This is a genomic window from Coriobacteriaceae bacterium (genome assembly GCA_025992705.1).
In the GTDB taxonomy this organism is placed as follows: Bacteria; Actinomycetota; Coriobacteriia; order Coriobacteriales; family QAMH01; genus QAMH01.
In genome coordinates, this window is sequence record DAJPGJ010000001.1 from 2,082,503 (window position 1) to 2,095,959 (window position 13,457).

Below are 13,457 nucleotides of genomic sequence, written 5' to 3' on the forward strand. Positions count from 1 at the left end.
TTAGATCCCCTTGAAGTCCATGAGCGGTTCGAGATAATCCGCTTCGACGCCCAGGCCATCGGGTGCAATCTGGAAGAGCAGCCCAATCCAGCTCTCGAGCGTACGGCCATAGATCACGGCATCGAGCTCATCGGTAATCACAGCATCGATGGCATCTTCGACACTTTGCTCGGTATAGGGCCAAATGCCATCCTCGCCCACTCCGAGCGCGCGTTCAATGATGTCGAGATTGGTCTCGCCATAGAAAATGCCCTTGATGAGCGCGGCATATCCGAGCGCAACGTCGAAGGGCACCGAGTCGCCCTGACGAATCTCGACGTAGCGCTTGAGGCGCACGTCTGGCCACACCATGCTGAACAGGTGCTCGATATCGGCCTTGTCCATAGGCGCATCCGCATAGGCTTCGGCCGCGGTCATCGTTCCCGTGGAATGCACGTCAGGGCGCGTGATGAAGATAGGCGGAACGGAGAGCAGCCAATCCGCGTAGGCGGCAAAGCCGAATCCCTCGTCGAAGAGGCCCGGAATGGCACCGCAACGAGCAGGATCGACCTCACGCCACACCTTCATGCGACGAAGCGGCGTAGAGTTGGGCTCGCCTTCGAAGACGGGAACGTTATCGAGCAGATATGAGAAGACGGGACCAAGCAAAGTGGCGATGCGCAGCTTGCGCACGGCGTCGGCCTCGTTCGCGAAGTCAATGGAAACCTGCATGGAGGTGGTCGCGCGCATCATGCGCTCGGCGTGCATGCCAGGTAGCTTCGAGAAGTACTCGTCCATGAAGTGATAGCGCGGCTTGGGGATGATGGGAAGGTCTGCCGCATGATTCTTGGGGTCGTAGCCCAGTGGGACGAGCGTGTAGTCGAAGGGCCTGAGGATCTGCTTCATGCGCAAGGCGAAGTTGTCGTACTCGTGCTCGACGTCTGCTAGCGAGAGCATAGGCGATATGGAGACCTCAAGCTGTGCCGCAGGCTCAATGGTCACGTTGGAATCGAGGCGGAACAGTGACAGGATATCGCCCTCCTCGTTGCGCACGACCTCGGAATAGTACGGACTTAACTGCTCGAGAATGTCGCGCACGCCCAGACGGCCGTGCTTCTCGATGTAGGGTACGCGATCGCCGTCCTCGTCGAGCACGAACTGCTCGATCTCGACACCGATGTAGCCCATGTCACCGCCCTTGCACCCCGATTCGAGGTACTCGATGATTAACTCGCGATTGTCGAATTGGTCGCTCATGACAGCCTCATTCGTTGACGTTGTAGTTAACCCGATATGGTACCGCAACTCACTCACCCAGATACCTCGCAACGAGCGGATTGCTCTTGATGACGGCACGCAGGTTGTCGATGTAAGACGCGAGCAGACCGTCGAGCACACGATCCCTATGGATGAGATATCCCACAGTCATGGTGATATCAGTATCAAGCGGAATGGAGACGATGCCGTCCTGCATCTCGGGCGTGAGTATGCCCGTCGAAAGCGTGTAGCCATCGAAGTCAGTGAGCAGACTCGTGAGCGTCGCGCGATCGGAAATGCGAATCTTGCGCTTGTGCGGCACCTCGGAGAGCGGTTCTTCCGAGAAGAAGAAGGAGTTGGCGACACCCTGCTCGAACGAATAGCGCGGGTAATCTTCCAACTCATCGAGCGTGAGCATCTCACGATGCGCCAGTGGATGGTGCTCGCCCACGAACACGTTGACGGGTGCCTCAAAGAGCGGCGTGAACACGAGCTGGGCATCTTCGAAGGCGCTGCGCAGCACGCGCGCATTGTGTCGGTCAATGTAGAGAATACCAATGTCAGAGCGATGCGTGCGCACGTCATCAATAATCTCGCCAGTCGCCGCCTCGCGCATGATGAAGTCGTATTCCTCGTCATCGCAGCTATCCACCGTGTCGATGAATGCGCGGACGCAGAACGCGTAATGCTGTGTCGAAACCGAGAAGCGCGCCTCGTGGCTCTTGCTCGCGTAATGCTCCTCGAGCATGTTTGCCTGCTCGACGATTTGTCGCGCGTAGGCAAGCAGTTCGTTTCCCTCGTTGGTGAGTGCCACACCACGATTGGTACGCGTGAATATCTCGATGCCAAACTCGCGCTCGAGTTCCTTGACGGCAATCGAAAGATTCGATTGGGATGCGTACATGTGCTTGGCCGCTGCGCTCATGGATCCGGTCTCGGCAATTGCGATGAGATAACGAAGCTGTTGGAGGGTCATGGTTTCCTTCAATCGTATATATTGCTTATCAATCTATTTTATCAATAGCAAGGTATCGAAACTACGCATGGGCAAAACTCTATGCAACGAAGTCGAAGAGTGGTGAAATAGCGGACGTCTATCCGAGAGCAAGACCGATACCACACGAAAGGAGCTCGGCATGGCAAAGAAGAACGTTCCATATGACCAGGAGTACTACGACAAAGAGATCGAGACCATGCCGCGCGAGCAGCTTGAGGAGTTGCAGCTTGGCTATCTCAAAGACGAGCTGAAATTCGCCTACGACAACTGCCCCTATTACAAGCGCGCCTGGGACGAGGCCGGCGTCTCGCCCGAGATCGAGACCCTCGCCGACCTGCAGAAGTTCCCCTTCATCAACAAGCAAACCGAGCGTGACACGCAAGGTGTCGGCAGCTTCTTTGGCGAGCTGTGCGGCGTACCCGAAGACGACGTCGTCTACATGGCGACCTCATCGGGATCGACCGGCGTTCCCACGATGAGCCCGTTCACGCAGGGTGACTTCGAGGACTTCATGAAGGCCGAGAGCCGCCTGTTCTGGCAGGCAGGCATGCGTCCCAACGATCGTTACCTGCACGGCATGAACTTCGCGCTCTATGTCGGCGGCCCGTGCGTCATCGGCGCCCAGGAGCTCGGCGCGCTCGGCATCTGGGTTGGTGCCGTCCCGAGCGACCGCCTGCTGTGGGCCATGAAGCAGTACCAGCCCACGTTCTTCTGGTCGTCGCCCTCCTATGCCTGGCAGCTCGGCCAAAAGGCCATCGAGAAGGGTTACGACCCCAAGACGGACTTCGCCTCGCTCAAGCACATCATCATATCCGGCGAGCCCGGCGGCTCCATCGAGTCGACGCGCAAAGCCATCGAGGAGATCTGGGACGCGAGCGTCTACGACTTCTTCGGCCTCTCCGACATCTACGGCGCCTGCGCCGCCATGTGCGACGCCAAGGACGGCCTGCACATCATCGAGGACCAGATTCTCGTCGAGGTCGTCGATCCCGTTACGGGCGAGGTCCTGCCCGATGGCGAGCGCGGTGAAATCGTCTACACCACGCTCAAGAAACGCGCGCGTCCGATGATCCGCTTCCGCAGCGGCGACATCGGCCACGTCAACCGCGAGACCTGCGAGTGCGGCCGTACCATGACCCGCATCTACATCCAGGGCCGCAAGGACGAGATGTTCATCGTGAGCGCCGTCAACGTGTTCCCGAGCGATATCGAATACATCGTCCGCAACGACAAGGGCTTGTCAGGCGAGTACCTCATCCGCGTCTACGACGAGAACTACACGACGCGTTACGAAGTCTCCGTCGAGCGTGCGTTTGGCTCCGACGAGGCGTACGATGAGATCGCCAAGCGCGTCGAGAACGAACTCAAGACCCATACGGGCGTACGTCCGGCAAAGGTGCTCGTGTTCGACACCGACAAGCTCGGCACCTCGAGCGAGCACAAGGCCAAGCGCTTCATCGACGAGCGCAACCAGAACGCGTAGGAAGGCAAAGGAGACATCATGACCAAGAAATTCGCAATCTCCGGACAGCACTACCTGTTCGATGTTCAATCCTTCGCAAGCCTCGTGCTTTCGCTGGGCGGTGATGATTACGAGTACGCGCTGCGTGACCGCACGACCAGGCGCGTCATCGAAGACGTCGCGAATGGCGAGAGCGAGATCGGCGTGCTCGTCGAGACGACGCGCTCGAAAGACGGGCTCGAGGAGGCCTTCGCGGAGGCAGGCGTTGAATTCGTCGAGCTCATCGAATCGACCCCTCGTGTCGCGCTTCCCAAGAGCCACCCGTTCGTGAACGCCGAATCGCTCACACTCGATCAGCTCGAGGATTTCCCGTACATCTACTTCGAGCAGGAGGAGGATGCTCCGGTCTATTTCGCCGAAGAGGCCCTCGCGGACGAGAAGCGCCACAAGAGCATCGCCTGCACGGACCGCGCCTCGCTCTCCGAACTCATCGTCGCGCTCAACGGCTACACGGTGACGAGCGGCATCCTCGTCGGCATCTCCGATGGATCATCACTGGCCACGGTACGCCTCGACACGGACGTGACGCTGCACCTGGGCTACATCGTGAAGAAGGGCGCGGAGCTTTCCGATACGGCCAGGAAGTTCATCGAGAAGCTCGAAAGCAACCTCAAGAAGTACGCGAAGTTCTAAAAGCGACTCTCAGACTCGGCAGTCGCACAGGGGTGGCCCCTAAGGGCCACCCCTTTTTTGATGCTCCTGTCATCTCGACTGGAACAGCCGCCAGGCCGCGGAACGGAGAGATCTCTCGCTTCGCTCGAGATGACAGGGGAGATCAATCGTCGCTTATTCCAAGCAGCTCGATTTCGTACTCGAGCGTCTTGCCGGCAAAGGGATGGTTGAAGTCGACTTGGATGAAGTCCTCTGTCGCCTTCGTGCAGATGGCCGGAATCCTACGCTGAGATACCGGATTGACCCAACTGCCCACGAAACCTTCGTAGATGTCGTCACCATTGGGAAAGTCGCGGCGCAAAAATCGCTGCACGCCAGCCGGATCATGCTCTCCGTAGGCTTTCTCGGGCTCGATTACGACGGTGCGCATCTCGCCAATCTCCATGTCATAGAGTGCCTCGTCGATGCCGCGTATGACCTCACCCACACCCATGCGAATGGTCGTGGGCTCATCCCAGCAGACATCCTCGGGAGGTTGCCCCTGTACACCACCTCGATAACGCACGTGCGCCGTCTTCCCTGACCGCTCGATATTAGGAAGCGTCATAAAGACCTCCTTGCAGAGACGGAGCGCCCCTTTCAACGACACTCCGTCTTCGTTTCTAGTCTCTCAGCTTTTCGTATGGTTTGTAGACCGGCGTGAAAATGACCTGACGTCGCTGTCCGTCCATCTTCTGCGCAAGCTCGGTGACTGGTCCGTAATACATCACGTTGGCAAGACAGTGATGCACGCAAATGGGCTCTCGACCGCGGCTCGTGCGATCGATGCACAAGTCGCACAGATCCGTCGGCACCGGAATCTTGTTCCAGTTGTAGTGGCCGGGCTCAATCTCCCATGGGCCATCATCAAACACACGGATACCCCATTTGCCCACGGGGTAATCGTGCTCTTCCTTGCATGACACCTCGCATGATTGACAACCCGTGCATAGTTCGTAATCGATAAGCAGTCCCATTGCTTCCATGACTACCTCAACTCCCCGAATTTATCCTGGATAAGCTGCATGTCCGTATCAAAGTTCTCATCCGTGCCTTCGATATTGCAGAGCATGCATTTGAACGGTGCGCCGAAGCCCAGCTTGCCGACATGGAAATTCGGGATGAGATTGTTGATGTTGGAGCGGTATACACCGTAGTTATGCGGCGCATTACCGTCCTCCTCCGGGAACCACCAGCCGTGCTGCGCATGAATCACATCAGGCTTCACGGACACCGTCAGCTTCGCCTTGAGATAGGCCTCGCCAAACTGGTTGTACACACGGCACCATTGCCCATCGACGATGCCAAGCTTCTTGGCTGTCTCGGGATTAATCTCCACGAGCGGATTGGGGTTCAACTCGCGCAGGCGAGGAATCTGGCGATGCTCCGAGTGGAAGAACGCGTAGGTGCGCGCACCGGTCGTGAGCACGAACGGATAGTCTTTCAGGAGCTCCGGCGTGCTGATGGGGCTGAAATCGGGTTCTTCGTAGTACGGAAGCGGGTCGTCGCCGAACTGCTGAAACCCAAGGTTATAGAGCTCGACGCGGCCGGTCGGCGTATTGAAGCCAGGTGCGCCGTCAGGACGCATCAAGCCCTTCTCGTACTTGTAATACTCGTTCTTGCTCTGGATGCACACCTGCTCGCGCAGTTCCTCGAACGTGCGGCTCTTACCAAAGCGCAGGAATTGCAACAGGTCATAGTAGCTATCAAACTCCTCGAAGCGCTTGGGGTTGAGACGCTTGCCGAGGATGTAGAGCAGCTCGAGATCACCGCGGCAATCGCCCTCGTCAACGCATTTGTTCTGCGTGCCGAAGTACAGGGGCGCCGATCCATATGCGGCAGCCACCGTGCTGTCGCGCTCGACGACCGTGGCCAGCGGCAAGACGATGTCGCAGACTGCCTGGATGGACGGCGTCATGAAGCAGTCGAATCCGATGACGAACTCGAGTGAGCGGTTGATGGCCGCTTCCCAACGCTTGGGCTCGGCCGACGTGCAGGCAAGCAGGTTGTTGCCCGCAAAGGCGCCGATGCGCAGAGGATACGGATCATCGGTCTCCATGCAGCGTAGCGTGAGGTCGGCGTGCGAGTTCTGGCTCATGCCGCAGTATGCCGGGTACTCCTTGAGGCCTATCATCTTGGCGCGCAGCTCGTCGTCGTCAAGTGCCATGTAGGGCATGTACTCGTCGTCTTCCTCGGTGTCGGCGTCGAGCGCGACAGCGCCGCCTGTGGTTATCTGACCGCCGGGACGGTCGATGTTGCCCGTGATGGCCATGAGGGCGATGATGCACTGCGCCTGCTGCATGCCGTTGGTTTTCTGGTCGGTCGCAAGACCCCACTGAATCGTGGCGGCCTCGGCGTTGGCGTACATGCGCGCCGCTCCGATGATGTCCTCGGCGGGAACGCCGCAGATCTCGGCAGCCTTCTCGGGCGGCATGGTGGCAACACGCTCGGCGAGCTGCTCGAAGCCGTAACACCACTTCTCAACGAACTCATGGTCGTAGAGACCCTCGCGGATTATCACGTCGAGCATCGCCATGGCAATGGCCGTGTCGGTGCCGGGGCGCAATTGCAGGTGATAGGCCGCGCGCGTCGTGAGCCAGTTGACGCGCGAGTCGACCATAATGAGCTTGCTGCCACGCTTCATGAGGTCGATAACCGCATGACCAAACGCACCGTCCGGATTCGATACCGTGGGCACCTTGCCCCACAGCACGACTGCCTCGGGGATGTGGTACTCGGGATCCTCATAGCGGCCAGGCAGACAACCCGCGTAGTCCATCTCGGGGTAGACTAAGCCAGCAGACATGGTGCCAGCGGCCAGACGCGGGAAATAACACGCGTACCCTGACTGCGTATAGCAGGCGTTGGGCGTTTGCCACACCATCGCAGTGTAGGTCATGCACGAGACGCCGCCTTCGCGCCCAGTGCCTCCGAAGTTCACGAAGCTTTCCTTGCCGTACTTGCTCGTGATCTCGGTGTAGCGCTTCTCGATGAGATCGAGCGCCTCGTCCCAGGTAATCTCCTCCCACGCGTCTGCCTGCCCGCGCTTGTCGCGATCACGCTTCATCGGATGCAGAATGCGGGAGTTGTTGTACTCGTAGTCCTTCAGCGCAATGCAGCGTACGCAGAGGCGCCCCTGGGTGACGGGATGGTTCTCGTCTCCTTCGACCTTGACGAGACGCCCGTTCTCGTCGGTATAGAGCTTGAGACCACAGCCAACCGGATGACAACCCGGCGGCGACCACACGCAGCTCCTCGTAACGGTTAGCCCCGTGTCCTCATCTGTGAATCTCCAGGGCTTACCCAGGTCGTTCACGTCAGAGAGACTGTCCAGCTTGACAGCTGGTGACGCGGTCTTTCTTAACGCCATGTCCTGCTCCTCTCGCTCGAAATGCACAATGATTCGCCATAACGCAAGCATATGAGCGTGAAGGGGTGCCGAAAAGCTATCGCGTGGTGCCGTATGGCTGGACAGACCCGAACGCTGCGGCCAGTTGCGATGAGACCCGTACTCAGAGTACGGATTAGACAACATTTTCCTGCCTCCGAGTACAAGTGTCTACGGGTATTTCCAGGTGATAGCTATAATTCTACCGAGAGCCCGTGCGTTCGATTCCGTACCAATCGTACGGAATAAGTGAAATGAGATGGTATGTTCCTGAGCATGGAGATACTGGCAGGCGACCTTGCACAATGGCATGCGTCTGCACATGTGCGCAATGCGGAAGGGAGCAGGCAGATTCGCTATGTGACGCCTGCTGGCGCTCTGCCGCTTGATGATGCCACCGCCTTGTATGCCATGCGCGCAAACGAGCTTGCAAGTTGCGCGTCCCGAGCTAAGGATGGCACCAACCTATTGTGTGTGGGCATTCCTGATGAAGAAGACCTGCTTGCATGCGAAGCGCTCAACGTCCTGATACTCGATGCACCGGAAAGTGACTTTGATCGTGCCCTCAAAGACTGCGCCGAGGCCAGCGCCTGGTATGCGGACGGCTTTACGAACCTTGCCGATGCTGTTGAGCGTGGCGACGAGGAGGCGATGCGCCGTGCGGCTGCACTCTTGCGCTATTGCCTGCATGATGAACCGACGCAGGATGCCGATCCGAGCGCCTTGGCCGAGCAACTTAACTTGCTGCTGCATCGCAACATAACCTCGTGGCAACTGCTCGAGGACGCCATTGCCGATTGGGGTTGGGATCTGCTCGATGAGTACCTTTGCGTAACGAGCACAATTCCCGACGGGGCGTTTCGCTCAATGCTCGCAACCATTCAACCCGAGGTGACGGACAAGGCGCCTGCGCATGTGTATTTGCCTCAAGAGGAGTATCTAGTCGTCGTCGTGAATCTCACGCATGCCAAGATGGGGTATCGCGAGGCGGCATCCGAGATCGCCGCTCGCCTGCACACGCTCTCAAAAGAAGCGCACGTTGGGGCGAGCAATCCATTCAGCGAGCTGCAGGATCTCTACTACTACGGCCAGCAGGCCAAGTCAGCCGTGCAGATGAGCATCGCGTTGAGCGCCGACGAGGACGTGTCGATCTTTCACGACCGCTTCCTTGATTTCGTGGCGCTGCACCTATTGGAGACGTGCCCACCGACGACGCTGTTTCCACCAGGGTACAGTCGCCTGCGCAATTACGAGCATGGCCAGGCGCGCGCGGGTTCACTGCTGCACTTCCTCGATAGCTATATCGAGCATGACTTCCAGATGAAGCCCACGGTTGCGGCAGAATATTGCTCGCGCACGACAGCATTCGACAAGCTGCGTAAGATCAAGCAGATAACGGGCATGGATCTCGATGACCCCAATACGCGCGCAGCGCTGCGTTTGGCAACGCATGCAATCAGGCTCTCGAAGATATCGCCTCGTCAGCCGGAATAGGCGAGAAAGGGCGAGATTTCTCGACTACGGCGCTGCGCGCCTCCGCTCGAAATGACAAGGGGCGTTATTGTCATTCCGACCGGAGAGGCCATGGGGCCCCGAAGCGGAGGAATCTCGCCATTCTGCTCGAAATGACAGCGGAGTGCAGCCGCGGAACGAAGAGATTTCTCGACTCCGCTTCGCTCCGCTCGAAATGACAGCGGGGCTATTTGCGGGCGTTGAGGGCGACGGCCTCGAAGCGGACCGTTTCGGTGGTGGGAACAGTCTCGACCACCGTGCTCGAGGTGAAGCCACGATCGGCTTCGACCGAATACGAGTCGACGACCTCGACATCCGCGAATCCCGCGGCCTCCATCTGGCTACGCAGCAGATCTTCGGTACGTGCCGCTTGGATGCTATTGCCGATGCCGCGCGCCGCCTCGACCACCGCATCGTCGCGCGTGACGTCGGAGACGATCGTCTCGCAGATGAGCAATCCGCCCGGTTTGAGCACACGGTAGAACTCCTCAAGTGCTTTGCCCTGGTTGTAGAGCAAGGTCATAACGTTGTTGATGTAGACGACGTCGACCGTGCCCTCCCCGATGCCAGCCTGCATGAGGTCCTCGGGGTAGGCAACCTTGAAGCTCATGTTATTGGCCTTGAGGCCGTTCTTGCGCCACGCCTTCTCGGAATCGACAATGGCCTCCTCGATGTAGCTCGGCGACCAGTCGACGCCGATGACGTGACCCGTACCGCCCACCTTCGCGCTGAACTTGAAACAACCCTTGCCACGCCTGCACGCCACGTCGAGCACGGTCTTGCCCTTGAGCTGCGCAGCATCGGGCAGGGTCATCTTGCTCATGGACGCAAAGCCATACTCGAACTGCTTGCCGCCGTAGTACTCGGCGATCGTCTGGCCACCCGTCGCGGCAGTCTCGCCCGGCTGCATGGCCTCCTCGGCGTTGATGTCGAGCGTACGCACGCGCTCAGCGAGGCTACGGCGATGTTCATCAACCTGGAGCTCGTCATTGTGCGCGTAATACTCCTCATTGCCATAGTGAGCGATGAACTGAGTGGTCGTTTGGCGCGTCGTAATCTCGGCGATCGCAACGAGCATCTCGCGTCCGTTGCCCCAGGCCTCCTCGATGAACTTGATCGCATTGGTCATCTGCGTGTCCGCCGTCTTGACGAGCGGATCGATTGCGTTGACCTCATCGCGGTACGCATCGCTGATGGTCGCGAAGGCATCCTCGCCAGCCACCGTACCCGCAAGTCTGCACTGCTCCACGAGGCGTTTGAGCTTGGCGATGACGAGACCCTCCTTGCGCTCGAAGCTCGGCTTGGCAGTGCCGGAAGCAACCTTGCGCGCCAAGCTCTGCTCGCGCGCCGAGATGACGACTCCAACGGTATCATCCACCACTGCCCCTTCGAGCAATCTCGGCTTGGCATCGCGCAGGATGTCGCGCAGCTCGATGACGACCTCCTCCTGCTCAAGGGCATGCGCACACGACGTAGAGACTGCATCGAGCATGAGGCCTAGCAACGCCACGCGCTCATCAAACTCGGCACCACGCGCACGGTTAATGATATCGAGTCCCGCCTCGCCGGCGAGAATGCTCATGATCTGGTAGTCAGAGCGGTACTTGTCGAAGAGGTTGTAGTACACCGAGAAGCTATCGGCGATGTCGTCGTCGCGCAGGAACTGTCCGATAAGATCGCGGCTGATCGGCTTGCCCATTTCCTCGTAGAGCGCGATGGCCTCGGCCAAATCCTCCCAACCGCGTGCGGTGACGAAGCTCTTGCCACCACCGGGCTTGGACTGCACGAGGTAGAAGCAGTCGGGCTTGGCCTCGAGGAAGGTCGTTACCGCCGGATGTATGCCCTTCTGCGTGGCGTAGCGCTTCCATGCGGCATACTCAGGCTCGACCTCGATTTCGCGTAAGCGGTCGAGCGTAACGATGTCGAATTCATGTACCGACTTGTTGTACTCAGGCGGGTTTCCCGCACAGACGATGATCCAATCATGCGGAATGCGATGACGTCCAAAAGTCTTGAACTGCAGGAACTGGAGCATCGAAGGATATAGCGTCTCGGAGACGCAGTTGATCTCGTCGAGGAACAGGATGCCCGCATGCAGGCCTGTCTCGCTCATGTAATCGTAGATGGACGAGACGATCTCGCTCATCGTGTACTCGGAGGAGTCGTACTCGAAGCCCTCGAACTCGTTATGCACGATGCGCGGCAGACCCAGCGCGCTTTGACGCGTGTGATGCGTCATGGAGTACGAAACGATGCCGATCTGGAGTTCCTGGGCAATCTGCTCCATGATGGCGGTCTTGCCAATGCCCGGTGCGCCAATGAGGAAGATTGGCCGTTGGCGCGCGGGGTTGATCTTGTACATTCCCGCGTCATCCTTGAGAAGGTAGGCCTCGACGGAGTCCTTAATCTGTTCCTTTGCGTCGGCAATGTTCATGGCCTTGATCCTTTCTTCGAGACCGTCTTATCACGAATAGGCGCGCTCGGCGCTCTTGAATCGGTTGATGCCGTCCTCATCTATCACGACGCGCATGGCCCACGGCGGCACACTTGGCAGATGCGTTTCGCCGTTGTCGATGAAGACGAACGCCACGTCATACGGTGGCATCTTGTCGGGGTAATAGCCCAAACCGTCCGTAAAGTACAAAAGCCCCTGCAAGTTTTCGAGCTCTCCGCGGTCTTGCAAGTCGGACACATAGTCGAAGACCGGTCTGAAATCGGTGCCGCCGAAGCCTCGCACATAGAAGTTGGCGAGGTAGTCCTTGAGCTGCTCGGGGTTCGTGATCTTGGTGTCAGATTGCACGCGCGCATCGCATTGGATGATGTGGATGTTCACCTTGGTACCGAATTCCTCGGAGTTCATGAGAATGTCAAAGGTGTGCTCGATGAAACGCTTGCAAAGATCGCCGCTCACAGACTCGGAGGTATCGATGGCGATGACGAAGTCACGCACGCTCTTCGTCTCCTTGTACTCAAGCGGCTCGACAAGTGGCATATTGCCGTAGAGTTCCAGCCCGTAGGTGTAGAAGATGTAATCGAACTCATCGTCATTGATGCGCATGTCCTCGTGCACTGTCGCGAAACGACGCAGGAAATCGCTGTAGTCGTAGGTCTTGCGGTTGGCGATAGCCAAACTCGAGATGAGATCACGCGCCTCGTCGCCCCATTCCTTGGAGAAGGTCTCGAGGTTCATCTCGATCTGACGGCTGATCTCCTCCCACTCCTTTTCCTCGTGAGCGGTCTCGTCGTTGACCTGCTGCTCCGTGTCAATCTCGCTGCTCGAACCCTCAAGCTCGTCATCGCTCGTATCGAGCCCCGAGCCATCGACGTTAGAGCTCGCGTCCTCGGCATCGTCGTCTTCGGAAGCCTGCTCGTCATCACCATCATCCTGACCTTCTTGTTTCTGGTCGGAGGAGGGGTCGGACTGGCTCATGTCCATATCGCTCGTCGACTGCAGGCTCTGGTCACTCGTATCCGCCACCTCGTCGGCGTTGTCGTCCTCCTCGCCGATCTCCTCGATATCACCAGGCTTTTCTTCGCCCTCCTGGTCATTGAAGGCTGGCCACGACTCATGGTTGTCGCGTTCGAACAGTGCCTGCATCTCGACGATGTTGCTCTTCGAGTAGTTGAAGTAGCTCGTCCCCTCCGGATTCTTCATGATGCGGTCGAACAGGTGGTAGAGCTTGGCCGGCATGAGCGTGCCCACGGTCTGCCTTACCTGCGAGAGATATTGCTCGCGGTCCGCATCCTGCTCGCTCGTGAAGCGCGTCGCGCACATCTCCATGGCAACGCTTTCGACAATGACGTCGCAGGCTAGCGACCATGCCTCCCGGTTGCGTAGATAGTCGCGATTGTACGGATGGCGAAAAATGCAGTGCAGGACCAGGTGCAGGTAATCACGCACCGCCTCGTCGAAGGACTCTCCAAAGCGCGCCAACACGCTGTAAGGTTCAAAATAGATGTTCTTGCCGTCCGTCGAGAGCGGATAGCGGGCATGCGCGTGCACGGGAACGAGCTCCATGCGCCATAACGCAAGGTCGAGAAAGCGGAACTTGAGCATGAGCTGGACGCGACATTCCTCGATGATATCGGTGGCGAGACGCGCAGCCCGATTGAAGCGCTCGGTCTTCTCGTCGGTAATGTGCGCCACGCCG

General features: G+C 58.5%; 10 protein-coding genes. 3 read left to right on the plus strand and 7 right to left on the minus strand.

The window, feature by feature from the left end; all coding sequences use genetic code 11:
* Both OIM11_09030 and OIM11_09035 read right to left on the minus strand, forming a co-directional pair.
* A complete protein-coding gene (locus OIM11_09030; protein HJJ01263.1) occupies positions 1 to 1,236 on the minus strand; it encodes a glutamate-cysteine ligase family protein in 1,236 nt (411 codons plus the stop codon).
* Positions 1,237 to 1,285: 49 nt separating this feature from the next.
* Positions 1,286 to 2,212, minus strand: a complete 927-nt coding sequence (locus OIM11_09035) for a LysR family transcriptional regulator (GenBank protein HJJ01264.1) — start codon at positions 2,210 to 2,212, stop codon at positions 1,286 to 1,288.
* A 160-nt stretch (positions 2,213 to 2,372) separates the two neighbouring features.
* Between OIM11_09035 and OIM11_09040 the strand changes: the two genes are divergently transcribed.
* Both OIM11_09040 and OIM11_09045 read left to right on the plus strand, forming a co-directional pair.
* Positions 2,373 to 3,716 (plus strand): AMP-binding protein, encoded by a 1,344-nt coding sequence (locus OIM11_09040; GenBank protein ID HJJ01265.1) that lies wholly within the window; start codon positions 2,373 to 2,375, stop codon positions 3,714 to 3,716.
* Positions 3,717 to 3,734: 18 nt separating this feature from the next.
* Positions 3,735 to 4,388 (plus strand): LysR family transcriptional regulator substrate-binding protein, encoded by a 654-nt coding sequence (locus tag OIM11_09045; protein HJJ01266.1) that lies wholly within the window; start codon positions 3,735 to 3,737, stop codon positions 4,386 to 4,388.
* Positions 4,389 to 4,530: 142 nt separating this feature from the next.
* On the opposite strand, the gene OIM11_09050 is transcribed toward OIM11_09045, so the two are convergent.
* From OIM11_09050 to OIM11_09060, 3 genes are read right to left on the minus strand one after another with little or no spacing between them, the layout of a single operon-like run.
* Positions 4,531 to 4,974, minus strand: coding sequence for an FKBP-type peptidyl-prolyl cis-trans isomerase (locus OIM11_09050; protein HJJ01267.1), 444 nt, complete (start codon positions 4,972 to 4,974; stop codon positions 4,531 to 4,533).
* Between the two features lie 55 nt (positions 4,975 to 5,029).
* Entirely contained in the window at positions 5,030 to 5,392 is a 363-nt protein-coding gene (locus OIM11_09055) for a hypothetical protein (GenBank protein ID HJJ01268.1), read from the minus strand.
* Between the two features lie 2 nt (positions 5,393 to 5,394).
* On the minus strand, positions 5,395 to 7,776 hold the full coding sequence (locus OIM11_09060; protein HJJ01269.1) for a molybdopterin-dependent oxidoreductase: 2,382 nt from the start codon (positions 7,774 to 7,776) through the stop codon (positions 5,395 to 5,397).
* A 282-nt stretch (positions 7,777 to 8,058) separates the two neighbouring features.
* Between OIM11_09060 and OIM11_09065 the strand changes: the two genes are divergently transcribed.
* Positions 8,059 to 9,288 carry a helix-turn-helix domain-containing protein gene (locus OIM11_09065; protein HJJ01270.1) on the plus strand — a complete coding sequence of 410 codons (1,230 nt, stop codon included), beginning with the start codon at positions 8,059 to 8,061 and terminating at the stop codon, positions 9,286 to 9,288.
* 205 nt (positions 9,289 to 9,493) lie between these two features.
* Here the strand turns inward: OIM11_09065 and OIM11_09070 are convergent, their stop codons facing one another.
* Both OIM11_09070 and OIM11_09075 read right to left on the minus strand, forming a co-directional pair.
* Positions 9,494 to 11,740 carry a methyltransferase domain-containing protein gene (locus tag OIM11_09070; protein ID HJJ01271.1) on the minus strand — a complete coding sequence of 749 codons (2,247 nt, stop codon included), beginning with the start codon at positions 11,738 to 11,740 and terminating at the stop codon, positions 9,494 to 9,496.
* A 30-nt stretch (positions 11,741 to 11,770) separates the two neighbouring features.
* Positions 11,771 to 13,453, minus strand: a complete 1,683-nt coding sequence (locus tag OIM11_09075; GenBank protein HJJ01272.1) for a VWA-like domain-containing protein — start codon at positions 13,451 to 13,453, stop codon at positions 11,771 to 11,773.
* Between the last annotated feature and the right edge of the window lie 4 nt (positions 13,454 to 13,457).